This window comes from Gilliamella sp. M0320, from assembly GCF_016101635.1.
Lineage (GTDB): Bacteria > Pseudomonadota > Gammaproteobacteria > Enterobacterales > Orbaceae > Gilliamella > Gilliamella apis.
Map to the genome: position 1 here is coordinate 124499 of NZ_JACFQD010000004.1, position 26131 is coordinate 150629.

Consider the following 26131-nt stretch of genomic DNA (forward strand, 5'->3'; position numbering starts at 1 on the left):
ATCTCATTGGTTAAATATCATCAACGCTATGCCCGGTTAAGGCATCACGTATTGATCTATTCATACGTTTAGCAGCAAAGGTTTGTGTTGCGTTATCAACAATCTTTATTTGCTGCTCAATCAAAGAACAATCATCAGATTCCGTTGCTTGTTGTAATTGTTGCTTAGCATTCAAGATAAGATTAAGTTCCTCTTCATCTAATAAATCAGCATCTTTATCTAGTGCAGATTGTAATGTTTCAAGTACTCTGGCTGCCTCTACTTTCTGTTCGGCAAGCTTTCTTAGTTGTTTATCTTGATTTGCATAATTGATTGAATCTTGAATCATGCTAGCAATTTCGTTTTCTGACAGTCCATAAGAAGGCTTAACTTGAATCGCCGCCTCAATCCCTGTCGATTTTTCCATTGCAGTGACACTCAATAAACCATCAGCATCGACTTGAAAGGTAACTCGAATATGCGCACCACCTGCTGGCATAGGAGGGATCCCTCGCAAAGTAAATTTTGCTAACGAACGGCAATCGGCAACACTTTCTCGTTCACCTTGCAAAACATGAATCATCATCGCCGTTTGACCATCTTTAAATGTGGTAAACTCTTGTGCACGAGCGCATGGAATTGTACTATTACGAGGAATAATTTTTTCAACTAATTCCCCCATAGTTTCAATCCCTAAAGATAAAGGAATAACATCCAGCAATAACATGTCTGAATCAGGTTTATTGCCAACCAGTATATCCGCCTGTATTGCGGCACCAATGGCAACAACTTTATCTGGATCAATCGACGTTAATGGTTCTGTTTTGAAATAGTGACCTACCAATTGTCTTACTAATGGCACTCGAGTTGAGCCACCGACCATCACAACTTCACTAACTTCATCAAAATCAATTTGCGCATCTTTCAATGCACGGCGACAAACTGCCAATGTTCGTTTAACTAAAGGTTCAATTAAGTCTTCAAATTGTTTACGAGTTATTGTTAAAGACTGCCCTTCTATATTCACTAAAGCAGAATCTTGCTGACTTAATATAATTTTAATTTTAACTGCTTCATCGATAATTTTTTGGTTTATATAGGGATCAGAATTGTTATTTAAACCTAACTGTACTTTTAAATTATCAGCAAGTAATCGGTCAAAATCATCACCGCCAAGTGCTGAATCTCCTCCGGTTGCTAAAACTTCAAATACACCTTTATGTAGACGTAAAATAGAGATATCAAATGTACCACCACCTAAATCATAAACAGCAATAACACCTTCTTTACCTGAATCTAAGCCATAAGCAATAGCAGCAGCAGTTGGTTCATTCAGTAATCTTAAAACATGTAATCCAGCTAATTTAGCCGCATCCTTAGTTGCTTGTCTTTGCGCATCATCAAAATAAGCTGGTACTGTTATTACTACACCATCAATCTCACCATCTAAGCTTTGTTTTGCTCGATCAACCAAAGCAATCAAAATCTCAGCTGAAACTTGTACTGGATTAACTTGTTGATTAGGTAAATTTAATAAAGGAACACCATTATCAGTTTGTGAAAAAGTATAGGGAAAGCGTGAACTATCAATATCAATTAAGCTTCTTCCCATTAAGCGTTTTATGGAACTAACCGTATTCAATGGATCATTGGCTGCATTAGTTTTAGCATTTTTACCGACAGTAATAATAGTATTATCATCATGGTCAAGGCCATAATACACAACAGATGGTAATAATGCATTACCATCTAAATCTGGCAAAACTTCTGCTTGCCCACTACGAACTGTTGCGACTAAAGAATTAGTTGTACCTAGATCTATGCCAATAGCTAATCGACGTTGATGAGGTTCTGGTGTTTGTCCCGGTTCACTGATCTGTAATAATACCATTTGATCTATCTCTAATTGATGTGTTACTTAATCTTAAATTATAGAGCAAATTGCTTTTCTTGTAACTTTTCGATCTGTTCAATCAATCTAGCTAGATAACGGATTTTATAGATTTGATTAACTGCGCTTTGCCAATCTTGTTGGGATATATGTTGCAATAGCTGATGATAGACTTGTTTTTTTCGTTGCGAAATTTCCGAATGAAAATCATCTAACAGATCAATATTATTTTGATTTTCAATATCATCTAATTTTTCACGCAAACTAAATTGTTCCATTAAAAAATCGGCATCATGAATAATATTTTGCTCTGTTGCAACATCAAAACCTTGCAATGATAAAAAGTATTCAGCCGCTTTTATCGGATTTTTTAGCGTTTGATAGCCATCATTGATCATTGCCGACTTTTGAATGATAGCCACTTTTTCATTATCTGTTGCCTGAGCAAAATTATCAGGATGATATTGGCGTTGCAACTGTTGATAGTTAGCCGTTAACTGACCATTATCAATAGGTAATTGAATTGGTAATTGAAATAATTCAAAGTAATTAATCACAATTCATGTCCCATTAAACATTAAAGCTTTCGCCACAACCACATTCATTGCTAGCGTTAGGGTTATTGAATTTAAAGCCTTCATTTAGACCTTCTTTAACAAAATCAAGTTCTGTTCCATCAAGATAAACTAAACTTTTTTTGTCAATGATCACTTTGACATCTTTATCTTCAAAAACACTATCATCATCATTAATGATATCAGCAAATTCTATTACATAAGCCATTCCCGAACAGCCAGAAGTTTTAACGCCTAACCGAAGCCCAACCCCTTTACCTCTGTTAGCTAAAAAGGCCTGAACTCGATTTGCTGCGCTATTAGTTAATGTGATTGCCATTAACGTTGTCCTTTTTTGGTTTTATAATCATCAATAGCTGCTTTAATGGCGTCTTCCGCTAAAATTGAACAGTGAATTTTAACTGGAGGCAAAGCTAATTCTTTCGCTATATCAGTATTTTTTATTGCTTCAGCTTCATCTAATGATTTACCTTTAATCCATTCAGTCACTAATGAGCTTGAGGCAATTGCACTACCGCAACCATAAGTTTTAAATTTGGCATCTTCAATAATACCATCATCATTAACTTTGATTTGTAACCGCATTACATCGCCACATGCTGGTGCTCCAACCATACCACTACCAACATTTGGATCATTTTGATCAAAAGAACCTACATTGCGTGGATTTTCATAATGATCGACGACTTTTTCACTATATGCCATAATTTACTCCTAATTTTTAATGGGCTGACCACTTAATTTTTGTTAAATCAACACCATCTTTAAACATTTCCCAAAGTGGAGAAAGATCTCTTAATTTACCGATAGAATCTTTAATTAACTTAATTACATAATCTACTTCTTCTTCGGTACTAAATCGACCAAATGAAAATCTTATTGAACTATGGGCAAGTTCATCATTAAGTCCTAGTGCTCGTAATACATAAGACGGCTCTAAACTTGCAGAAGTACATGCTGAACCAGATGATACTGCTAAATCTTTTAGCGCCATCATGAGTGATTCACCTTCAATATAAGCAAAGCTTACATTTAAAATATTAGCCACACCATGCTCTAATGAACCATTAAGATAAACTTCATCAATATCTTTTAATCCATTCCATAAACGAGTTTTTAGAGCTAAAAGACGTGGTATTTCTGTTGTCATCTCTTCTTTTGCTATACGGTACGCTTCACCCATACCCACAATTTGGTGTACCGGTAAAGTACCAGAACGCATACCGCGTTCATGTCCACCACCATGCATTTGGGCTTCAATACGTACTCGTGGTTTACGTCTAACATAAAGTCCACCAATGCCTTTTGGCCCATAGATTTTATGACCAGAGAACGACATAAGATCGACTTTTAATTTAGTTAGGTCAATCGGTAATTTACCAACACTTTGGGTTGCATCAACATGAAATACAATGCCTCTTTCACGGCACATTTCGCCGATTTTTTCGATATCCTGAATAACACCAGTTTCATTATTAACATGCATAATTGACACAACAGTTGTGTCACTACGCATCGCTGCAGCCAGTTTATCAAGATCAAGAATACCATTTGATTCTGGTGCTAAATAAGTTACTTCATAACCTTCTCGTTCTAATTGACGACAAGTATCAAGAACTGCTTTATGTTCAGTTTTACAGGTAATAATATGTTTACCTTTAGCATGATTAAAATGCGCCGCACCTTTAATGGCTAAGTTATCGGCTTCTGTCGCGCCTGAAGTAAATACAATTTCACGTGAATCGGCACCTATTAAGTCAGCAATTTGATTTCGTGCAATATCAACGGCTTCTTCAGCTTGCCAACCAAATTTATGTGAACGAGAAGCGGGATTACCAAAAACACCATCGTGTGTTAAATACTGCATCATTTTTTCAGCTACTCTAGGATCTACAGGCGTTGTTGCTGCATAATCCATATAAATAGGTAATTTCATTAATTACTCCCAATTACAAATTCTGTATTTTTAATTAATTCTGTTTTGATGAAGATGACTTTGTCGATTAGAGACGGCTTTCACTTCTTGATTATTAACCAATTCGCTTAAAGTAATGCTGGTCAAAAAATCATTGATTCGCTCACTCAAGTCATTCCATAAACTATGGGTAAGGCATCTTACACCATTTTGACATCCGGTATTACCGTGGCATTTAGTCGCATGAACAGTTTCATCAACAGCCTTTACAATTGAGCTAATCGCAATTTGCTCCATACTACGACCAAGTACATAACCACCACCAGGACCTCTAACACTTGAAACTAAACCATTTTTACGCAATCGTGAAAACAGTTGTTCTAAATAAGATAGTGAGATTTCCTGACGTTCTGAAATATCAGCAAGTGATACAGGGCCTGATTCTGAATGCAGTGCTACATCTAACATAGCTGTCACTGCATATCGCCCTTTTGATGTCAATTTCATTAATCATTCCCCTATATTTAATAGTAAATATTTTATATATCCATTACTTTTAGTCAAGTATTTAGTTGACTATTTTAGTGGGAATTAAGTTATCAGTTCTTCATCGACGAAATATACGGGAATATGCTAATCTAATAAACTAATTTGATACAGGAGTTTAAGAATGAATTTAGTAATACGCTGGTGTTTAATATTAAGCATACTTTGGGCTAAAAGTGTGTTTGCGGAGCCTACTTTGAATGATTTGCGACAAAATTACCAAAAGTGGCAAAACACTTATCAATCATTAACTTTTGATGAACAACAGAAATTACTAAAACAATTAAAAAACTATCCACTATACCCTTATGCTGCTGTGCAATTTTTTCAAAACAACATTAAAACAGTATCAACACAAGCAGTGAGTGATTTTGCAAAAAAATATCATGATTTCCCATTAACATCGTCATTAACTCAGGCTTATATAACTGAGCTGGCTAACCGTCAAGACTGGAATGCAATTATCACTTTTCCTATAGATAATTCCATTGCCTCTAATTGCCGATATCAGTATGCAAAATTACAACAACATCAAGATAAAGCGGTATTTAATAATGTCGAATCGCTATGGTTAACAGGTAAAGAATTGCCTTCGGCTTGTGATCCTTTATTAGATGCATGGTCAAAAAGTGGTAAACGTACAGCAAATATTATTTTATTACGCATAGAACTAGCTTTAGAAAACAACAATTTAAAATTAGCTCGCCATTTAACCAACTTACTAGATGATAACTATCAAACAACCAAAAATCATTTATTAGCTATTTTTGATAATCCGCGAAAAATTGAAGATTTTTCAAAAAATATTAAAACGAGTACCTTCACGCAAAAAATTGTTTTAGCATCTTATCCTCGGTTAGTTAAAGCTGACAAAAAAATGGCTGCGGTATTATTACCACAACTAATAAAAAAACAGAATTTCACTGATGATGAGCAAATTAAATTACAACAAAGCTTAGCCAATAGTTATTTTAGTGATTCAGCAACCCCAGAACAGATCAAATGGCGAGATAATTATATTAGCAAAAGTCACGACTCAACTTTAGTTGAAAAACGTATTCGCATGGCTATTGATGCGAATAATTACAAAGATATTGCACATTGGCTAAAACAACTAACTTCAGAAGATCAATTAAAAGAAGAGTGGCAATACTGGCACGCTCGAGTATTACTCAATAACAATAAAACCAACGAAGCAAAACATATCTTAAAAAGTTTAACTAATAAACGTGGTTTTTATGGCATGGTAAGTGCACAAACTCTTAATCAACCATATACTATTAATAATTTATCGAAAAAGATCCCGACTGCAGAAGTCAATGCACTAAAAGCCAAGTATGACCAGCAACCATATATCATTAGAATCAAAGAATTAAGATTATTAGGTATGTTAGCGGAGTCAAAACAAGAATGGCGATATGTACTTAAAAACCAAACAGCAGAAAATGAATATTTAGATTTAGCTAAATACGCTTATCAGAAAGGTTGGGGAGAACTAAGTATACAAGCAACAATATCTGGTAAACTATGGGATAATTGGACTGAACGCCTACCTATCATGTATAAAAACTTATATAATGATGCCTTGAAAGATAAAGCGATTCCATTATCTTATGCTTTAGCAATAACTCGGCAAGAAAGTGCATTTGACACCACGATACAGTCTCCAGTTGGAGCCAGTGGTTTAATGCAGTTAATGCCTGCAACAGCTAAGGAAACAGCCAAAAAAGTCAGCAATATTACCTATTATTCACCAAGCCAACTGTTTGAACCGACAACGAATATACAGTTAGGTACTTATTTTTTAAATAGTGTTTATTTACAAAATGATAACAATCGTATTTTATCCTCGGCGGCATATAATGCTGGTCCAGGCCGAGTAAAAAAATGGTTGAATAATAGTAATGGAAAACTTGATGCTATCGCATTTATTGAAAGTATTCCCTTTAATGAAACTCGAAATTATGTCAAAAGTGTATTAGTTTATGATTATATTTACCAATATATTTTAGGAAATCAACACCCTCATATACTGACAACAAACGAATTTAATAGACAATATTAATGGTGCATTACATGAAAACTAAAGAATGGAACCAGACGGTTGAAATATTACACCAAGCATTTAATAGCGGTTATTCATTAGATATATTGAAATTACTGATGACCGCTGATGAACGGGATGCATTAATCACAAGAGTTAAAATTGTCCGTTCTTTACTGGATGGCTCGATCAATCAGCGCCAACTTAAAGAGCAATTAAAAATTGGCATTGCCACTGTTACCAGAGGATCGAATAGTTTAAAAGAAGCAACTCCTGAATTTAAAGTGTGGTTGGAAAACATTCTATTGAAATCAGATAAATAAAATAATAGTCAATATTTATAAAAACTAGTTAAAGTAGACTATAACAAGTTTGACTGGATATTGACTTCATCATCTGCAACCACAGGTACACAATAATCGCATTCCATAGTATGGATATCTTCAAAACATTTAATCGTATCATCATGATGATTATGATGAATCTCAATTAAACAGCTTGAAGTGCGTAACCGAACTTTCAATGCTGGCATTGCAGCTAAATGGACTTGAGAAATAAAATCGCTGAAATTTTCTAGCGAACCGATATATTTAAAACAAAGATATAAACCACCTTCATTAACAATTGGTTCTATATGCTCAAGATTATTATTATGATCTAAGGCAATTGTATATAAAAGTTCTTGTTCATTAGCATTATCTTTACTTTTCAAGATACGGCTAAAAGCAAAAATCTTATCCGGTAAACTGTCGCTATTGTGAGCATAATGGGATAAATAATTTTGAAAAAACTGCGATCTTAATTTATTTTCTTCATCTAAAATTTGACTCAAATTACAATTATTTTTATAAGAGATTCCCCAAAAAGTTTGTTTCGGCATATTCACAAATTTAGGTTCAGGTAAAGAAAGTCGATTTTTATTTAATTCAATAGCAGGAGTTAACCCGGTAGGATCCCAAAATTCACCACGACGATAACTTGCTGGTGTTTCATTAAATTGCTTTTTAAAAGAACGAGTAAAAGTTTGCTGCGAATCAAAACGATATTGCATAGCAATATCTAAAATAGGTTTACTTGTCATGCGCAAAGATAATGCCGCATAAGTTAATCTGCGGTGACGAATATAAGTACCAAGTACTTGACCAGTTACTTCTTTAAACATCCGTTGTAAATGCCACTTCGAATAACCTGATTTCTGGGCGACATTATCAATAGATAAGGGTTGCTCCAAATTTTTTTCAATCCAAACGATAAGATCTGAAATAATACTAACTTGATTCATATAACCCCATCATGATGTGAATTGGCAAATATTATGCGATTATGACTTAATCACAGCAATAAGCAAGATGTAAATCGAAAATTTTTTAACAATATGAATGGCTTCCAGCTTGATGTTCGGTAATATCTTTTACGCCTGCCAGTTCAGGGAATTCAGCAAGTAGCTGTTTTTCTATCCCCTCTTTTAAAGTGTAATCGACCATCGAACAACCATTACAACCACCACCAAATTGTAATATCGCATAATTATCATCAGTTAATTCAACCAAACTCACATGACCACCATGACTAGCTAATTGCGGATTAACCTGTGCTTGAATAACATAATTGACGCGTTCAATTAACGGTGCATCATCGGCAACCTTTTTCATTTTTGAATTTGGTGCTTTTAAAGTTAATTGAGAACCTAATTCATCTGTTACATAATCAATCACCGTTTCCTCTAAAAAAGGAGCGCTAATTTCATCAATATAAATAGAAAAACCAGCTTGTTGTTGTTCTTCGATATCGCTATCTTCTACAGTATCTGCTGGGCAATATGAAACCCCACATTCTGCTGATGGTGTGCCAGGATTAATAACAAAAACCCGAATTTGTGTACCATCAGGCTGATTAGCAAGTAATTTTTTAAAATGTTGTTGCGCTGATTCAGAAATGGTAATAATAGACATAATCCCTCACTTTGACACGATTGACATTAATCATCACTAACATCATCGATAATAGTTGACTAACCTTGTTGGTCATTATAGGGGGTGTTTTAGATTTTACAAGATGGTGCGACATAAACAAACTACCTGAATATAGTTTGCCCCACATTGTTTTAACTGTTGGCTAATGGCATTTATGGTATTGCCGGTAGTAACAATATCATCAATAAGCATTATCGATTGATGGGTTAAATCATCGCGGCAACTAAATAAGGTTTCAACATTGGTTATTCGTTGCTTACGCGATAGATACTTTTGATCGTGTGCCACTGACTTTCGTGATAACAGATAAGGTTGAAAATCACAATTTAGCCATCTGGCTATCGGTTTCGCTAATAATGCCGCTTGATTAAATCCTCTAGACCAATAACGAAAATGGTGCAATGGAACACAAGTTACAATATCTGGTTTAACCAAACCACTACTCAACCGTCGTTGATACCAAGCTAAAAACATTAACCTGGCCAAAGCATTAGTTAACTCAGTTTTACGATAAAATTTTAAATGTTGGATTAATTTTTTTAACGGTGCCGTATATTCTGTTACTGCAACCATTTCATCCCAATAAGGCTGCTTATCACGACATCGATAGCAGATTTTGGTTGATAATGAATGAGGAAGGCTACATTGATAACAAATCTTATTAAATTTTGGTAAGTTTTTCACACATTGACTACAAATCCCATGATGAGGCAACACTAAAGGCATATTACATAAAATACATCGCATAATGATTCATCGCTTAGCAAAAAATTTTGAGGAACAGGGTTTTTTATCTACAAAATAAGCTTAAAAATGGAAATAAAATAGAAAATAAACTCACTAATAATATGAATTATAATAAATAAAGAATATTTTTTATTTATTAATCGCAATACTGGAAGCTATTACCCAAAATTTTAGTTATTTAGTCATATTAATCATTTCAATTCATCTAATATTCGGTATAATTTGCCTACTATTTTGGAGTAAGGATTTGTTAAATGAAAAAAATCAAACTATTACTTATATCATTACTATTAAGCCTTGTTTCAACTGTTGCTTTGGCTGATAGCAAAGTATTATTACAAACCAGCATGGGCGATATTGAAATTGAATTAGATAGCGAACATGCACCAATTACCACGAAAAATTTTCTTGATTATGTCAATAACGGTTTTTATGAAAATTTAACCTTCCATCGAGTCATTCCTGGATTTATGATTCAAGGCGGTGGAGCTGATGATCAATTAAAATTCAAAGAAACTCAACAACCAATTAAAAATGAAGCCAATAATGGCTTGAAAAACGATCGCGGAACTATCGCAATGGCAAGAACCAATGCTGTAGATAGCGCAACCAGCCAATTTTTTATTAATGTGGTCAATAATGATTTTCTTAATTACCAATCACCAGTCCAATATGGTTATGCTGTTTTTGGTAAAGTCGTTAAAGGAATGGATGTCGTTGATAAAATTGTTAACGTAGCCACCAAACGCATGGGACCACATCAAAATGTCCCTGTTGAACCAATCTATATTAAAAAAGCAACAGTGATTGAAGATAAATAATAGGTTTTTCTAAAATTAATCAACACTTAAAGCAAACCACCTTAGAGATTTAAGGTGGTTTTTTATTAAATCATAGGATTATATTTTTAATTCATCACAAGCAAGTTTATGACCTTGGCTACAAGACTGTTTTAAATAATTTTTAGCTAAAGATTTATTTTGCTTTATACCATCACCGTACTTATACATAAGCGCTAAATTGTATTGCGCGCTGGAGTAACCTTGCTCCGCTGCTTTTGTATACCAATATACCGCCTTCTGTTTATCCTGCTTTATGCCATCACCTTGATTATACATAAGTGCTAAATTATATTGTGCGTAGGATATACCTTGTTCTGCTGCTTTTGTATACCAAAAGAAAGCTTTAAGTTTATCTTGCTTTATACCTTCATCGTCATCATACATAAGCCCTAAGTTATATTGTGCGTAGGAATAACCTTGCTCCGCTGCTTTTGTATACCAATATATCGCCTTCTGTTTATCCTGCTTTATACCATCACCTTTATCATGCATAAGTGCTAAATTATATTGTGCAATGGATACACCTTGCTCTGCTGCTTTTGTATACCAAAAGAAAGCTTTAAGTTTATCCTGCTTTATGCCATCACCTTTATCATACATAACTGCTAAATTATTTTGTGCTTTGGAGTCACCTTGCTCTGCTGCTTTTGTATACCAATATACTGCCGTTTGTTTATTCTGCTCTATACCTTCTCCTTTCTCATACATAACTGCTAAATTATATTGTGCTCTGGAGAGATTTTGTTCTGCTGCTTTTTCAAACCAATATGCTGCTTTAAGTTTATCTTGCTCTATTCCTTCATCGTCATAATATATAACCGCTAAATCATTTTGTGCGGTAGAATCTCCTTGCTCCGCTGCTTTTGTATACCAATACACCGCCTTTTGTTTATCTTGTTCTATTCCTTCACCATCATCATACATACGAGCTAGATTATATTGTGCCACTTTGTCATTTTCTTCTGCTTCTTGTGTACATTCAACAAGTGCCTTTTCATAATTTTTATTTTCAAATTCTGTTGCACAATCCCTCGCATAAGTAGCAAAAGAAAATAAGAGGGGTATAACTAATAGTAACTTTTTTATGTTCATGATATTCCTTATATATTTATCAACTTTTTTAAAATTCTATTTAATGCATCATAAAATCATTACTAATCATTTTAATATAGTTAACAAATTAGCTAGCGTTCTTACCCCGATACCTGTTGCGCCAGTTGCCCATAAAGCGGTGGCACTTTTGCGGAATGTCGCTGAACAGTCAATGTGTAGCCAATTTTGTTTATAATTTTTAATAAAATGAGATAAAAATGCCGCGGCAGTGCTGGCACCAGCGGTATTGGGTAATCCTGAATTGGCTATATCCGCAAACGATGATGGAAATTGGCTACGATGAAAATCAGCTAATGGTAATCGCCAAAAAGCTTCATGTTCCGCTTGGCTACTTGCCAATAATTGATTAGCAAATTTGTCATCAAATGAGAGTAATGATTGATAATCATTACCTACTGCAATTTTTGCTGCTCCAGTAAGGGTTGCGCAATCAATAATATAGTGAGGCTTATCACTGTCAGCACTAATTAACCCGTCAGCTAAAACTAATCGTCCTTCCGCATCGGTATTATCCACTTCAACTGTTTTACCATTACGATATCGAATAATATCACCCAGTTTAAATGCCTTACCACTCACCAAGTTATCAGCACAACATAGATAAAGTTTAATACGATGTTTAACTCCTCGGGCAATAGCAAGTGCCAGAGCACCAGTTACTAATGCCGCGCCCCCCATATCCGATCGCATTGATTCCATAAAACTGCTTGGCTTTAAGCTATAACCACCAGAATCAAAAGTGATACCTTTACCGACTAAACAAGCGACAATTGGCGCTTTGGGGTTGTTAGTCGGATTATAATCAAGCTCAAGTAACGCTGCCGGCCGATCAGATCCTTTGCCAACCGTATAAATTCCCATATAATCCTGTTCTTTTAATGCTTCGCCGGAAATAATGTTATAGGTAATATCAGAAGAATAATTGCTGATTAAGTTTGCACTTTGCGTGGCCAATTCTAGAGGACTTAATGTTTCTGCTTGTTGATTAACAATATCTCGACACCAATCAATAATTGCTAAGCGATATTTTAGTTCTTGTTTATCATGGCTATTAAGTTTTGCCCAACTCACCTTATTATTATTTTTGGCATTACGATAACCGAGCCAAAAATGCCAACACGATTCTAGATCCCAATTATCACCACTAAGTTTAACCGACTTAATACCTTGATTATCTAATTTTCTTGCTGCTCGCTGAATGGCGCCATGTCGATGATCCGGTTGATAATGAATGGTAACAGCATCATCTGAAAAACTAAGTAACGCCTCTTTTCCCCACTTTGATGGTGCAGGTTTTTCCGAAAGTAATATAGATAAACTCGACATAATAAATTCCTCAAGCAATAAAAATGCAAAAACGATAAATCAATTCTAATCAGAAACATGTTAAGATAGCAAGCAAAGTTAAGCATAAATAAGGACCTATAATGACATCAGTTGTACCAATCCAAAATGGCATCAATTTTCGTGACTTAGGTGGCATTAAAACCAGTGATGGTCGCCAAATTCGAACAGGAATGTTGTATCGTTCAGGTGAATTTTCACGTCTTAATGATAGTGAAAAAAATTTTTTATCTGATGAGCTTAATTTGCATTATGTATTAGATTATCGTGATCAACATGAAATTGATCGTCATCCCGATAATCTTTGGAATAACAGTCAATATATTAATGTGCCAGCAAACCCATTAAGTGATGAAATTACAGCAAGCCTAACCAGTGATGATATTTTCGTTATGAAAAAATATTCACCGTTTGATTTTATGATTAAACTTTATCAATTATTACCTTTTAATAATCTTGCTTATAAAAAGTTAACATCACTACTACTTAGTGCTAATGGAAAACCCTTAGTGCAACATTGTGCAGTAGGTAAAGATAGAACTGGTGTTGGCGTAGCTTTAACCCTATTTGCATTGGGGGTAAGTGAAGACGTAGTTATGCAAGATTACTTACTTACCGAGCGCCATTTAAATGATTATCGTCAAGCCATACTCAGCCAAAATGAAAGTAAATTATCGGCTGAAGAGTTTGAGAAACAGAAAATCATTTTTGCGGCTAAACAAGAGTTTTTAACCGCAGCTCTTGATGAAATCAAAAAACGCTATACCACCATCGACGATTGGTTAACTAAAGAGTATCAATTGGATGATAAAAACAGGAAAATTCTGCAAGATATTTATCTGATATAAATAACCTAAAGGGATGGGTCATCTCTGTGCTCTTATTATAATCAGATTATCTTTAATGACAGAGAAGTGAAAACAATAAAATAACAATGTGAGGCAAATAAAATGTTAACCAACCAAATGGTCAAAAAACTTAATGACCAATTAAATCTAGAATTCTACTCTTCTAACCTTTACCTACAAATGAGCACATGGTGTGATGATCAAAATTTTCCATCTTTCGGAAAATTTTTAAGAGATCATGCCGGAGAAGAGCGGCAACATATGGAACGCTTATTTGATTATGTGTTAGATTGCGGTTCGTTAGCGCTTATTGGCAAAATTGCAGCGCCAGAATCAGAATATAAATCACTACTTGATGTGTTTAAAGCGGCATATCAACATGAACTTAAAATTACCAAAGAAATTAATGAACTTGTTGACTATGCTTTAACGCAAAAAGATTTTTCAACCTTCAACTTTTTACAATGGTATGTAGCTGAACAACATGAAGAAGAAAAACTGTTCAAGAGCATTGTTGATAAACTCGAATTAGTTGGTGAAAACAAACATGATTTATTCTTTATGGATAAAGACTTCAATAAAACGTTAAGTGAATCAGGCCTAACGAGTTCAAACGAAGAGTAAATTGATGATATTAATCTGCTACCACATTAGTAGCAGATTATTAATAGATTAAGTTTGCAGGATAAATTTTTTGATTGGTTTATTCTGATTAACAGCAAGATGAACCGATGCCACTTGCTGATATTGATAATAAAAATCTTGGCCAAATGGCGCACTAATCAACTGGTTTGCGACATCAACTTTTACCGATTTCATTTGCCAAACGCCTTTGGCATATAATTTAAGAGCTGACTCTTTTAATGTCCAAAGTTGCCAAAATGCGGTTAAAGTATCACGTTGTTTTAACATCCATTGATATTCATCATTAGCAAAAATACTTTCAGCGACATTCAAATAATTTTTACGCTGCCTAGCAACTTCAATATCAAGGCCGACTTGACCATTTAGCGATATTGCAACCGCCATCCAATCTTGGCTATGACTAATATTAAAATCAGGAAAATGGTTATCTAAAAAGCAAGGTCGGCCATTATCGCCAACTATCATGCTCGGTAAAGTATCAATTTGACAATACTGTTTAAGCAAACTAGCTAACATTGAACGACAGACTAAAAACTGTTTTTTACGTGTACCCTTTAATAATTCAGCATCATCAATGATTTTTGGTGATAATAGTGAATAGTTCACTTCCGCCGTATCTAAATGAGCAAGTTGGACAATTAACATGTTGTGTAAGCCAATTTAAATAAAAATTATTTTTTACTATTTTAACAGCATGCTATGCTAACTGTTATCGAAATTTATCGGTTCACTAAGGATGCATCATGTCATTACAAACAAAATTAGTTCATGCTGGTCGAAAAAAACGCTATACCCAAGGTGCAGTTAACTCAGTTATTCAGCGAGCATCATCGCTAGTTTTTGATTCAATTGAGGCCAAAAAAGAAGCGATGGAAAATCGCACTAAAGGAGCGCTATTTTACGGTCGTCGCGGCACATTAACTCATTTTGCCCTGCAAGATGCCATGGTGGAAATTGAAGGTGGTGCTGGTTGCTATCTCTATCCTTGCGGTGCGGCAGCCATTGCAAATGCCATTTTAGCTTTTGTAAAAACCGGTGATCATATTCTGGTATCAGAAGCCAGTTACGAACCAACGCAAGAATTTTGTGAACATATATTAAAAGATTTTGGTGTGGAAACCGATTATTTTTCTCCGCTAATTGGTCGTTATATCACGAATCATATTAAACCAAATACCAAAGTGGTATTTCTTGAATCACCAAGCTCAATCACTATGGAACTGCATGATGTGCCAGCAATTGTTAAAGCGATTCGCAAGGTAAATCCGGAAATTGTCATTATGATGGACAACACTTGGAGTGCTGGCGTTTTATTCAAAGCATTAGATCACGATGTTGATATCTCCATTCAAGCAGGTACTAAGTACTTAATCGGCCACTCCGATGCCATGTTAGGTACTGCTGTTGCTAATCAACGATGTTGGGATCAATTACGTGAACGTTCTTATTTAATGGGACAAATGTGTGATGCTGATACCGCTTATATGGCCGCTCGTGGATTACGAACCTTAGCGGTTAGATTAAAACAACATCACGAAAGTAGCTTAAAAGTGGCAAACTGGTTAGCTAATCATCCTAAAGTGGCAACTGTTAATCATCCGGCTTTGGCAAGTTGTAAGGGACATGAGTTTTTTAAACGTGATTTTAGTGGTGCTAGTGGTCTATTCTCGTTTGTACTTAAAGATCATTTAAGCGATGTGCAACTATCTGATTTCTTGGATAATATGACTCACTTTTCTATGGCGTATTCATGGGGTGGATTTGAATCATTAATTTTAGCCAACCAACCTGAAGATCTAGCAAAAATACGTCCGGTATCGGGCATTGATTTCACTGGTACATTAATTCGATTACATATTGGTCTTGAAGATCCTGATGATTTAATCGCCGATCTTTCTGCTGGCTTAGATAGAATTAAATTACATAAAAACAAAGTTAATGCATTACAAAGTTTAGTATAAATGGATAACCGATGAGTCATCAAAATCAAGCTAAGACTAAAAGTATTATTGAACAAACAATTTTACAACATCTAAACGGTCGACAATCGCTACTGGTTGCTTTTAGTGGTGGTGTCGATTCGACTGTTTTACTGCAAGCATTAGTCAACTTGAGACAAAAGTCACAAAATTTACAACTTAGAGCCATTTATATTCACCATGGTTTAAGCAAAAACGCTGATAGTTGGGCGGAACATTGCCTGCAACAATGCAATGTTTGGCAAATTCCTTTGATTATTGAAAAAGTCAAACTTGATAGAGCGGCGGGCAATATTGAAGAACAAGCAAGAGAAGCTCGCTACCAAGCTATTTATCGACATTTAAAAAGTGATGAGTTGTTATGTACTGCTCAGCACCTTGACGATCAATGTGAAACTTTCTTTCTGGCATTGAAGCGTGGCAGTGGCCCAACGGGATTATCCGCTATGCCACTGGGAAATGGCCAACATCTTCGGCCTCTACTCACGATATCTCGTCAAGAGATTGAACAGTACGCCAATCAACAGCAATTAACTTGGATTGAAGATGAAAGTAATCAAGATGACCATTATGATCGTAACTTTTTACGCTTAAAGGTACTGCCAATACTTAATCAGCGTTGGCCACATTTTTCACAAATGGTGGCGCGTAGTGCCGAGTTATGTCAACAGCAAGAAGCATTAATCCATGAGCTTTTATCGGCAGAATTTAAGCAAATTATTGGCAATGCCAAACAACTTAATATTCAACCACTACGTGATTATTCTGAATACAAACGTAATGCAATATTGCGAATGTGGTTTAGAGAGCAACATATCGGCATGCCAAGTCAAAAGCAACTGTCGTTAATTTGGCAAACCGTTATTCAAGCAAAAGAAGATGCTAATCCACAATTTATTTTGCATAATCGACAGATTCGCCGCTATCAAAACCAACTTTATTTATTGCCTCTATATCAAGATATTGAACAGCAAATCTTGCCTTGGGATCTAAATACTTCGCTAACCTTGCCGGATAATTTAGGCCATTTGCAGCCTAATTATCAAACTGATCTAACCTGCCGTTTACCACATAAAGATGAGACGGTTTCGGTGCGTTTTCATGCCCAAGGTCAATTTCAAATTGTACAGCGCCAAGGATCACGATCAATAAAAAAACTATGGCAAGAACACCATATTCCACCTTGGCAGCGCACTCGTATTCCATTAATTTACTATAATGAACAATTGATTACTGCCGTCGGGGTATTTGTTACTGAACAAGGTAAGGGATCACAAGTTGGGTTTAATCTAAAATAAATTATAAGAATAAAAATGCGCTTGAGTCTAATTGACACTAAACCAAATTCAATCTAAACATACTAACCTGAATTATATTATATAATTAAGCAACCTTATACATTACAGGGCTGTGGTTCTTCATGGCTAAACAGAATACACTTTATACTAACAAATTAAATCGAACTGGTAATAGAAAAATAATTTTAAGTTACATCAATATACCCATTAATAGCAAGCCAACTAAACGTCGTCAAAATAAATTCATTTAGCATATTTATTACCTTACAAAAAACATATACTATTAGGTGAAATAATAATCAATCAAGAGTTAAGATAAAAATGAAAATTAGCCATTTTTCTGCAAATGTTGGACAAGCAATCAATAAAGTGAATCAATATGCGATAGATAAAAAACATATAGTTGGATCTGTTGTTATGGTTGCTAAAGAGGGACAAATAATCTATCAACAAGCATCCGGCTATGCTGATAAAGAACAAAAATCAACCATGCAAGTTGACTCACAATTTTTGCTTTCATCAGTTACCAAACCGATAGTTAGTGCAGCCGCATTATGTTTAGCAGAAAAAGGGCTACTAAAATTGGATTCGCCTGTTACTGATTATCTACCTTATTTCACTCCAACACTAGAAAATGGCCAGCAACCAGTTATTACTTTGCATCACTTATTAACCCATAGTGCGGGACTAAAATATCGTTTTTGCGAACCTCATGGTGAAGGCATTTATAATACATTACAGATTTCAGACGGTTTTGATCAAATAGCAACTGATTTAGATGAAAATCTTCATCGATTATCAAAAGCTCCTCTTCTTTTTGCACCTGGAACAAATTGGTGTTATTCATTGGCATTAGATGTCCTAGGTGGAGTATTAACTGCCGTCACTCAACAACCATTAGAAGAAATAATAAAAACTACCATAACAATTCCTTTGAATATGGCAAATACTGGCTTTACCATACCAGATAATAATCAATTAGTTACTCACTATTATAATGCTTTACCGGAACCATTACCTATGCCAAGCCCTTATTTTATGCAATTAGATGAATCATGGAATAACGGGATTGTTTCTTATGATCCTAAACGCATATTTAATCCCAAAGCCTATCATTCAGGTGGGGCGGGTATGGTTGGTACTGCACCTGATTTTATGCAATTTCTGTTATCACTAACTTCAATAAATAATGATTTAAGTAGCAATAAACTAATGGATAAAATGGCGAAGTGTTATATAAGTAGTAAATATTGTACAAAAGGACCAGGATGGGGATTCGGTTATGGTGGTGCGGTGCTTGATGACCCGATCTTAGCACAAACACCTCAGAGTAAAGGAACTATTCAATGGGGTGGTGTGTATGGTCATAATTGGTTTTATGACCCTCAACAAGAATTAGCTGTAGTCATTTTGACTAATACCGCAATTGAAGGAATGTTGGGACACTATCCAGTAAAAATTAGAGATGCTATTTATCATTGTTTAGCATGATGCTATTCCGATAGGAAAATTTTGCCGGTTTTTGGCTTTAATTTATCTGAAAATGATTTACCGATTGAAAAAACACCCTATAAGATGGTGCTTTTTCAATCAAGTATTTGAATTTTCACATAGTGAAATATTTATACTTATCCAATTAATCGTTTTTTCAGTTAGTTTCATTCTAATTTATATTCGCCACTAATCTACTCCTTGTTAGATCTGAGCAATAAAAAGGATCCAAAATCGACTAATTTGGGACAATATTTGCATTAATGACTTGTTCTAAAATTAATTTATTACCATAAAGAATTAGGTCAAAATAAAATTATTTTGACCCAGAACGCGCTTGCCACCGTTTTAACAATAAAGCATTAGTCACCACACTTACACTGCTAAGTGCCATAGCTGCACCGGCTATCATTGGATTTAAGAAGCCGAAGGCAGCGAGTGGAATGCCAATTAAATTGTAGAAAAATGCCCAAAATAAGTTTTGTTTAATTTTATTATAGGTTCTTCTTGAGATATCAATGGCATCAGCAATTAAAAATAGATTGCCACGCATCAAGGTTATACTTGCTGCATGCATCGCGACATCAGTCCCTGTTCCCATAGCAATACCAATATCAGCTGCTGCTAACGCAGGTGCATCATTAATACCATCACCAACCATTGCCACTTTATGATTGCTATTACTACTTTTAATATTTTGGTCTTCTTTTTGTAATTGATAAATATAATTGGCTTTATCTTGCGGTAAAACTTCAGCAATAACTTTATCTAAACTTAATTGTTGCCCTACATAATTAGCGGCTTGTTGATTATCACCAGTTAACATAACTGTATTTACGTTTAATTTATGTAATGCATTAATGGCATTTTTTGCTTCTGGTTTAATTACATCAGCAAAACCAAATAAAGCTAATATCACAACACCATTTTCTGATTGCTGTTTAGCTAAAAATGAGATTGTATAACCTTTTTGCGTCAGTTCATTAATTTTATCCTGCATATCCACAAAATAGGCATTTAACGATTTCATCCAATGTAAACTACCTAAATAATATTCATGATTGTCAATGGTTGCCATTACCCCTGAACCAGCAACTGAGGTAATATTCTGTGCATAATTATACGATTTAGCTTTCGCTAAAATTGCTTTAGCGAGTGGATGCTCACTTCCGGCTTGCATTGATGCTGCTAGTGCGAGAATTTGATCGGCAGTTTCTGTGCCCATTACATCCAGTTCAACTAATTCTGGTTTACCAATGGTTAATGTGCCAGTTTTATCAAATGCTACCGTATTAATGTTATGTAAGGTTTCAAGCGCCTCGGCATCTTTAATCAAAATACCATGGCGAGCAGCAACCCCCGTACCAACCATTATCGCCGTTGGTGTCGCCAATCCTAACGCACATGGGCAAGCAATCACTAACACGGCGACCGCATGTAGTAAAGCTTGCTGCCAATCATGAGAAATAACGCCCCAAGCAAGCAGTGTAATCAGTGCAATCATTAAAATCACGGGAACAAAAATAGCACTAATCCGATCGACAATACGTTGAATTGGCGCTTTTTTAGCTTGAGCAGATTCGACCATAGCGATAATCTTAGACAAAGTCGAATCAGCTTGTACTGCTGTTGTTTTTACTATCAATAATCCTTCACCATTAATGGTGCCACCGGTTACCACACTATTGAGGGTTTTACTAACCGGGAAACTTTCCCCCGTCAACATCGATTCATCACAACTCGATGCGCCGTCAATAACCACACCATCTACCGGAATTCGTTCACCAGGTTTGATCACAACCACATCATCGACCTTAACCTGACTTATCGGCAAACTTACTTCTTGATCGCCTTGTCGAACTAATGCAACTTCCGGGCGCAGCGCGGAAAGTGCTTCAATCGCTTGGGTCGTTTGATGTTTGGCTCTCGACTCTAACCATTTACCAATCAAAATTAACGTAATAATAACCACCGATGACTCGAAATAGAGATGATCGTTATTACCAATAATAAGCTGATAAAGTGACAATCCATAAGCTGCACTGGTACCAATAGCCACTAACAGATCCATATTACCGGACAACGCCTTGGCAGCATTAAAACCACTACGATAAAATTTTGCACCAAGCCCAAATTGCACCACCGAGGCAATCACTAATTGCAACCAAGCTGGCATCATCCAATGAATGCCAAATGGCTCAAGTAACATCGGCAATACAAAAGGAATCGCTAAGATAACCGAGATAATAATCGGCCAGAGTGACGCTTGCTTATTTATATCTTTGGCGTGAATTTCCGCCTCACTAATCTTTACCGCGTGGTAACCGGCTTTATCGACTGCTGCCATTAAGGTTTCTAATTGCACATTCGTATTGGCTTCAACTGTTGCCTTTTCTGTCGCAAGGTTAACACTAACATCAATCACGCCATCAATCTTTTTTAATGCTTTTTCAACACGACTAACGCATGATGCGCAACTCATCTCTTCCACAAAAAAACTATATTCGACGGTTTTCATTTGATGTTTCCCTTGGTTTTTGATGTGATTTATATAGCTATTGTAATATTAATTATCCTTTTAACAAGAATGCACTTTTTTGATATATACTACCCCAAAAGATACTATTGAGATAATAATGTGAAAAATAATCCGATTAATACCACTGGTCGTGGAAAAGAACATCAACCTATCACCTATTGTCCAGTTGATGCCGCAATTAATATGATTGGTGGTAAATATAAATCGCTCATTTTATGGAAACTAATGACCGAAACCACCTTGAGATTTTCACAATTACAGAAAGAAATTCCAAGCGCTACCCCTAAAATGCTAACCCAACAGCTACGTGAACTTGAAGCAAATGGCCTAATTAATCGACACGTTTATCCCGTCGTACCACCTAAAGTAGAATATTCTTTAACCAACTTTGGCAAAAGTATCAAACCAGTCCTCGAATCAATGTATGTCTGGGGTAGTGACTATTTAAACAATCAAGGCTTACAAGTTAATTGTTCCATGACAGCAATAACTGATCCACAATAACCAATAGCAAATTTATATTTTTGATAAACGACATAAAGACAAAATGCAGGGATAAGACAGCCCTGCATTTAGATAAAGAAAATAAAAATTAATTACGTAAATTTTCTGGCCAATCATTTTGAGTAGAAACAAGCAGATCTTTAACGATTCTTGGATTTCCAGCCACAATATTACCAGAGACCATATAGTTATTACCGCCCGCAAAATCGGTAACCACACCACCCGCTTCACGTAAAATCAATTCACCTGCGGCAATATCCCATGGTTTTAAGCCAATTTCAAAAAAGCCATCTAAGCGCCCTGATGCGACATAAGCTAGATCTAACGCGGCTGAACCTGTACGACGAAAATCACCACACTTAGTAAATAACTTTTGCAATACCGCGAAATAACAATTACTGTGTTGTTTAGCTTTAAAAGGAAAAGCTGTTGCAAGCACACTACCCTCTAAATCTTTCGCATTACTTACTCGAATACGGTAACCATTTAACTGCGCACCTTTACCTCGAGCAGCCGTGAAGAGTTCATTACTCATCGGATTATACACGACAGCAACTTCCGTTTTACCTTTAACTCGAGCGGCAATCGAAACCGCAAAATGAGGAATATTCTTAATAAAATTGGTGGTACCATCAATTGGGTCGATAATCCATTGCGTGTCAGCATCATTACCTTTAGCCAATCCGCTTTCTTCGGCAATAATCGTATGATCAGGATACGCTTTTTTGATTGTTTCAATAATTAAAGCTTCAGCAGCACGATCGGCGTTAGTAGCAAAATCGTTAGCACCTTTAGTGTCAATTTCGATTGAACTTGGATTTTCATAAGCCTTAATGGCCACATTACCTGCTTTACGAGCAGCACGAATAGCAATATTCAGCATCGGATGCATAATTTTCTTCCAATTGATGATGTTAAAGAACGGGTTGATTTAGCAACACAGCAAGTATTACTAAAAATTGTCGCATAGTATAAAGGTTTTATACTTACTTTGCCAGCCGAGCGACGATAAATTGAAAAATAGACACAATTAATGCAAAAAATCAGGTTATATCAATGTCCTAATAACTATCATGGTATAGACTTCTCAATTATTTTTACAAAATAAACCTAAATAAAGCAACTCAAAATAACCATTATCTAAAAAATAATTAACCAATTAGAATGGTTGTTGGTAGTAATGTTTTTTCACCGACCAGTGGCCAACCAACCATTTATGACCACAACGATGAAGCTTCGAATATTACGCATGCGGCAATTAGTGACGGTGAGTTAATCATTCGTGACCAAGATAAACAAACACAAGATATTAATGAACTCAGTCATGATACCGAAAATGCCCATAGCAAACTCAAACCAATCTTTAATAAAGAGGATGAACAGACCAAACAAAACATTGTCACTAGCTTACAAGAGTTAGCGTCACAGGTTAAAGAGCTCGAGCGCACCATTCATAAAGATACCGGTAAAGACTCAAAAGATGGTAAAATGGGCAATGACTTTAGTAAAGGCGTTGACTCAGCCGTATCAATTATTACCGGCATTATCACCAGCGATATGACCGGCGGCCTAGCTGGCGCCAGTGTACCATGGTTAGCTGAGCAGATAAAGATACAAGCCGGTGATAACGAAACCGCGAGGTTAGAGTTGCCCATGCAATACTTGGTGCGGTAGTGGCTGAGCTACAAGGTAACTCAGCATTATCTGGTGGAGCGGGTGCAGTGGCCGGTGAAGTTGCGGCAGATATCATCCGCAAACAACTGTATGGCAAAGAAGTCAAAGATTTAACCGAAGAAGAAAAACAAACCATCAGCGCATTATCTCAACTAGCTACTGGTCTTGCCATAGCCGCTGGCGGTGGTAATATTAGCGATGCTAGCACAGCAATTCGTAGCAGTAAAAATGCGGTTGAGAATAATTATTTGAGTGTAAATGAAGCTAAGCGAAAAGCTTATTTGACTTGGATAAAGCCAAACTATCTAGGTGAGGAATTAACAGAAGATGAAAAGAAAGAATTAGAAAATCTCAATAAACTAGATAAAGAACGAGATCAAATTTTACAGGATAATTGTTCATTGGGTAACATCTCAAGCTCAGCTTGTAAAGGATTGCTGCAAGAAGCATGGGAAATGCAGAATGAATATGAAAAAGAGGTTGCTAGAAGTTTAACAAATGCTGATTTATATAGAGAAGACTCAAAAAACCTTAACGAAGCATTAGTCGGTTTAGATCCCAACAGCATTATTCATTTAATTTCAATTGAAGCAATTGCAAAAGAGACAGGTAGAGATGTAAAAGATGTTGCTCAACAGTATAAATATGTTATGGCTGCACATGGAATTGTATCTTCATTGGCTGGTTTGTATGGAGGAGTAAATTTTACGCAACCAAATACCAATATAGGTAAACCCGGTAATATTGTTAATAAGGTTGATGATATTGCTGTAAAAGGGAGTATTCCCGAAATTAAAGCTGGTAGTGGAGTGGAAAAACCAACTGATTCTTTGAATAACAAAGCTAGTGATACTGTTGGTACAGGAAAGCAAAAAGATGATCAAATTTGGACAGAAACCAATAAAAAAGATCCTGTCGAAAATGCTTATAGTCATTGGGATAAACATAAGTTAGAATTTCCAGAATTCCAAAATGCAAAACAATATGTAGATGCGACACATAATTTTGTTAATAATCCACCAGCTGGCACGCTAGTTATTACTAGAAAAAATGGCGATACAGTTTTTTACAATCCTAGCTCTAATATTTTTGCTGTAAAAAATGCAGATGGTACGCCTAAAACAATGTTTAAGCCTAATCCGGCTGAACATGGATATAAAACTAATTTGGAGTATTTTAATGCACAAAAATAATAATGAAGCATATATCTGCCGTGTTTGCGGCCTTAAGCAAAATGAACCTCAATGGGGAATTGATGAACAAACGCCAACATATAATATTTGTGATTGTTGTGGCGTGGAATTTGGTTATGAAGATTGTACTTTGATTGGAATTAAAAGTTATAGAAAAAAATGGTTAGATGGCGGGGCAAAATGGAATTGTAAAAAGTGCCAACCAAATAGTTGGTCTCTAAATGAACAGTTAGCTAATATACCTAAAAAATATCAATGAAATATTAAAAATAATGAATATTAATCTAGTCCTGCGACAGAGCTCGCAGAGCTGGATTAATTATTTATCAACTCTGGATCTACCTCGCAATTTCAACAATCAACTTCCCTTTTTTAGCTGTGATGGTGACGGGTTGCCCGGTGGTAAAGCCGGCGTCCTCCAGCCAATCGCCTGCTGGGTTTGCAGGTTTGGGGGCGTGACAGTTATTGCAGGGGGGCGTGACAGTTATTGCAGGGGTTCGTGACAGTTAGTACGGGAGTGACGGGCACTGGCTGGCAATGTCTAGCAACGGCAGGCATTTCGGCTGAGGGTAAAAGAACTTTCCGCTAAGCGATAGACTGTATGTAAACACAGTATTGCAAGGACGCGGAACATGCCTCATGTGGCGGCCAGGACGGCCAGCCGGGATCGGGATACTGGTCGTTACCAGAGCCACCGACCCGAGCAAACCCTTCTCTATCAGATCGTTGACGAGTATTACCCGGCATTCGCTGCGCTTATGGCAGAGCAGGGAAAGGAATTGCCGGGCTATGTGCAACGGGAATTTGAAGAATTTCTCCAATGCGGGCGGCTGGAGCATGGCTTTCTACGGGTTCGCTGCGAGTCTTGCCACGCCGAGCACCTGGTCGCTTTCAGCTGTAAGCGTCGCGGTTTCGGGGTCTGACGCTCAGTGGAACGAAAACTCACGTTAAGGGATTTTGGTCATGAGATTATCAAAAAGGATCTTCACCT

General features: G+C 36.0%; 28 protein-coding genes and 1 pseudogene. 14 read left to right on the forward strand and 15 right to left on the reverse strand.

Features of this window, described 5'->3' with window-relative positions:
• Window positions 1–10 precede the first annotated feature (10 nt).
• From hscA to iscR, 6 genes are read right to left on the reverse strand one after another with little or no spacing between them, the layout of a single operon-like run.
• Entirely contained in the window at window positions 11–1870 is a 1860-nt protein-coding gene (hscA, locus tag H3T83_RS06580) for a Fe-S protein assembly chaperone HscA (protein ID WP_198215380.1), read from the reverse strand.
• Between the two features lie 38 nt (window positions 1871–1908).
• Window positions 1909–2427 (reverse strand): co-chaperone HscB, encoded by a 519-nt coding sequence (gene hscB, locus H3T83_RS06585; protein WP_165596341.1) that lies wholly within the window; start codon window positions 2425–2427, stop codon window positions 1909–1911.
• Window positions 2428–2440: 13 nt separating this feature from the next.
• Window positions 2441–2764, reverse strand: coding sequence for an iron-sulfur cluster assembly protein IscA (iscA, locus tag H3T83_RS06590; RefSeq protein WP_034902400.1), 324 nt, complete (start codon window positions 2762–2764; stop codon window positions 2441–2443).
• Window positions 2764–3150: a Fe-S cluster assembly scaffold IscU gene (iscU, locus tag H3T83_RS06595; RefSeq protein WP_034884104.1), complete on the reverse strand. Its 387-nt coding sequence runs from the start codon at window positions 3148–3150 to the stop codon at window positions 2764–2766. Before iscU ends, iscA begins: the two co-directional genes overlap by 1 nt.
• A 16-nt stretch (window positions 3151–3166) precedes the next feature.
• Window positions 3167–4381 (reverse strand): IscS subfamily cysteine desulfurase, encoded by a 1215-nt coding sequence (locus H3T83_RS06600; protein ID WP_198215381.1) that lies wholly within the window; start codon window positions 4379–4381, stop codon window positions 3167–3169.
• Between the two features lie 30 nt (window positions 4382–4411).
• A complete protein-coding gene (iscR, locus tag H3T83_RS06605) occupies window positions 4412–4867 on the reverse strand; it encodes a Fe-S cluster assembly transcriptional regulator IscR (RefSeq protein WP_065577890.1) in 456 nt (151 codons plus the stop codon).
• 163 nt (window positions 4868–5030) lie between these two features.
• Here iscR and sltY point away from each other — a divergent pair, with 163 nt between their 5' ends.
• On the forward strand, window positions 5031–6971 hold the full coding sequence (gene sltY, locus H3T83_RS06610; protein WP_198215382.1) for a murein transglycosylase: 1941 nt from the start codon (window positions 5031–5033) through the stop codon (window positions 6969–6971).
• A gap of 11 nt (window positions 6972–6982) precedes the next feature.
• A complete protein-coding gene (gene trpR, locus H3T83_RS06615; protein ID WP_207463508.1) occupies window positions 6983–7273 on the forward strand; it encodes a trp operon repressor in 291 nt (96 codons plus the stop codon).
• A gap of 38 nt (window positions 7274–7311) precedes the next feature.
• On the opposite strand, the gene robA is transcribed toward trpR, so the two are convergent.
• From robA to H3T83_RS06630, 3 genes are all read right to left on the reverse strand, one after another.
• Window positions 7312–8232: an MDR efflux pump AcrAB transcriptional activator RobA gene (robA, locus tag H3T83_RS06620; protein ID WP_065651351.1), complete on the reverse strand. Its 921-nt coding sequence runs from the start codon at window positions 8230–8232 to the stop codon at window positions 7312–7314.
• Window positions 8233–8317: 85 nt separating this feature from the next.
• Window positions 8318–8896 (reverse strand): Fe-S biogenesis protein NfuA, encoded by a 579-nt coding sequence (nfuA, locus tag H3T83_RS06625; protein ID WP_086353787.1) that lies wholly within the window; start codon window positions 8894–8896, stop codon window positions 8318–8320.
• Window positions 8897–8998: 102 nt separating this feature from the next.
• Window positions 8999–9670 carry a phosphoribosyltransferase family protein gene (locus tag H3T83_RS06630; protein WP_065651352.1) on the reverse strand — a complete coding sequence of 224 codons (672 nt, stop codon included), beginning with the start codon at window positions 9668–9670 and terminating at the stop codon, window positions 8999–9001.
• 254 nt (window positions 9671–9924) lie between these two features.
• Here H3T83_RS06630 and H3T83_RS06635 point away from each other — a divergent pair, with 254 nt between their 5' ends.
• The gene (locus H3T83_RS06635; protein ID WP_065651353.1) at window positions 9925–10491 is read left to right on the forward strand and encodes a peptidylprolyl isomerase; all 567 of its coding nucleotides are present in this window, start codon (window positions 9925–9927) and stop codon (window positions 10489–10491) included.
• A gap of 78 nt (window positions 10492–10569) precedes the next feature.
• On the opposite strand, the gene H3T83_RS06640 is transcribed toward H3T83_RS06635, so the two are convergent.
• On the reverse strand, window positions 10570–11604 hold the full coding sequence (locus H3T83_RS06640; RefSeq protein ID WP_198198638.1) for an SEL1-like repeat protein: 1035 nt from the start codon (window positions 11602–11604) through the stop codon (window positions 10570–10572).
• A gap of 66 nt (window positions 11605–11670) precedes the next feature.
• Window positions 11671–12951 carry an aminopeptidase PepB gene (gene pepB / locus H3T83_RS06645; protein WP_086353757.1) on the reverse strand — a complete coding sequence of 427 codons (1281 nt, stop codon included), beginning with the start codon at window positions 12949–12951 and terminating at the stop codon, window positions 11671–11673.
• 101 nt (window positions 12952–13052) lie between these two features.
• Between pepB and H3T83_RS06650 the strand changes: the two genes are divergently transcribed.
• Entirely contained in the window at window positions 13053–13817 is a 765-nt protein-coding gene (locus H3T83_RS06650) for a tyrosine-protein phosphatase (RefSeq protein ID WP_086353756.1), read from the forward strand.
• A gap of 102 nt (window positions 13818–13919) precedes the next feature.
• Window positions 13920–14441 (forward strand): non-heme ferritin, encoded by a 522-nt coding sequence (ftnA, locus tag H3T83_RS06655; RefSeq protein ID WP_198215383.1) that lies wholly within the window; start codon window positions 13920–13922, stop codon window positions 14439–14441.
• Window positions 14442–14489: 48 nt separating this feature from the next.
• On the opposite strand, the gene H3T83_RS06660 is transcribed toward ftnA, so the two are convergent.
• Window positions 14490–15107, reverse strand: a complete 618-nt coding sequence (locus tag H3T83_RS06660) for a 4'-phosphopantetheinyl transferase superfamily protein (RefSeq protein ID WP_198215384.1) — start codon at window positions 15105–15107, stop codon at window positions 14490–14492.
• Window positions 15108–15205: 98 nt separating this feature from the next.
• Here H3T83_RS06660 and metC point away from each other — a divergent pair, with 98 nt between their 5' ends.
• The 4 genes from metC (at window position 15206) to H3T83_RS06675 (ending at window position 19230) form a co-directional block, all read left to right on the forward strand.
• Window positions 15206–16423, forward strand: coding sequence for a cystathionine beta-lyase (metC, locus tag H3T83_RS06665; RefSeq protein WP_198215385.1), 1218 nt, complete (start codon window positions 15206–15208; stop codon window positions 16421–16423).
• A gap of 11 nt (window positions 16424–16434) precedes the next feature.
• The gene (tilS, locus tag H3T83_RS06670) at window positions 16435–17739 is read left to right on the forward strand and encodes a tRNA lysidine(34) synthetase TilS (RefSeq protein WP_198215386.1); all 1305 of its coding nucleotides are present in this window, start codon (window positions 16435–16437) and stop codon (window positions 17737–17739) included.
• 122 nt (window positions 17740–17861) lie between these two features.
• On the forward strand, window positions 17862–17990 hold the full coding sequence (locus H3T83_RS11440; RefSeq protein WP_255518724.1) for a hypothetical protein: 129 nt from the start codon (window positions 17862–17864) through the stop codon (window positions 17988–17990).
• Between the two features lie 70 nt (window positions 17991–18060).
• Window positions 18061–19230, forward strand: coding sequence for a serine hydrolase (locus tag H3T83_RS06675; protein ID WP_086356680.1), 1170 nt, complete (start codon window positions 18061–18063; stop codon window positions 19228–19230).
• A 316-nt stretch (window positions 19231–19546) separates the two neighbouring features.
• Here H3T83_RS06675 and H3T83_RS06680 read toward each other — a convergent pair whose 3' ends face one another.
• Complete coding sequence (locus H3T83_RS06680; RefSeq protein ID WP_198215387.1) at window positions 19547–21748, reverse strand: cation-translocating P-type ATPase; 2202 nt, start codon at window positions 21746–21748, stop codon at window positions 19547–19549.
• Window positions 21749–21952: 204 nt separating this feature from the next.
• Here H3T83_RS06680 and H3T83_RS06685 point away from each other — a divergent pair, with 204 nt between their 5' ends.
• Window positions 21953–22273, forward strand: a complete 321-nt coding sequence (locus H3T83_RS06685; RefSeq protein WP_198215435.1) for a helix-turn-helix domain-containing protein — start codon at window positions 21953–21955, stop codon at window positions 22271–22273.
• A gap of 88 nt (window positions 22274–22361) precedes the next feature.
• Here H3T83_RS06685 and suhB read toward each other — a convergent pair whose 3' ends face one another.
• The gene (gene suhB, locus H3T83_RS06690; protein WP_065577905.1) at window positions 22362–23165 is read right to left on the reverse strand and encodes an inositol-1-monophosphatase; all 804 of its coding nucleotides are present in this window, start codon (window positions 23163–23165) and stop codon (window positions 22362–22364) included.
• Window positions 23166–23437: 272 nt separating this feature from the next.
• Between suhB and H3T83_RS06695 the strand changes: the two genes are divergently transcribed.
• Genes H3T83_RS06695 through H3T83_RS06705 form a run of 3 tightly spaced genes read left to right on the forward strand, consistent with a single transcriptional unit; the run spans window position 23438 to window position 25399 of the window.
• On the forward strand, window positions 23438–23947 hold the full coding sequence (locus H3T83_RS06695; RefSeq protein WP_198215388.1) for a hypothetical protein: 510 nt from the start codon (window positions 23438–23440) through the stop codon (window positions 23945–23947).
• On the forward strand, window positions 23947–25140 hold the full coding sequence (locus H3T83_RS06700) for a VENN motif pre-toxin domain-containing protein (RefSeq protein ID WP_198215389.1): 1194 nt from the start codon (window positions 23947–23949) through the stop codon (window positions 25138–25140). Before H3T83_RS06695 ends, H3T83_RS06700 begins: the two co-directional genes overlap by 1 nt.
• Entirely contained in the window at window positions 25127–25399 is a 273-nt protein-coding gene (locus H3T83_RS06705; protein ID WP_198195950.1) for a hypothetical protein, read from the forward strand. The genes H3T83_RS06700 and H3T83_RS06705 overlap by 14 nt, the downstream gene beginning before the upstream one ends.
• A 79-nt stretch (window positions 25400–25478) precedes the next feature.
• On the opposite strand, the gene H3T83_RS11545 is transcribed toward H3T83_RS06705, so the two are convergent.
• The gene (locus tag H3T83_RS11545) at window positions 25479–25646 is read right to left on the reverse strand and encodes a SymE family type I addiction module toxin (protein WP_198215437.1); all 168 of its coding nucleotides are present in this window, start codon (window positions 25644–25646) and stop codon (window positions 25479–25481) included.
• 126 nt (window positions 25647–25772) lie between these two features.
• Here H3T83_RS11545 and H3T83_RS06715 point away from each other — a divergent pair.
• Window positions 25773–26054: pseudogene (locus tag H3T83_RS06715) on the forward strand (IS91 family transposase); the annotation flags it as partial.
• Window positions 26055–26131 lie beyond the last annotated feature (77 nt).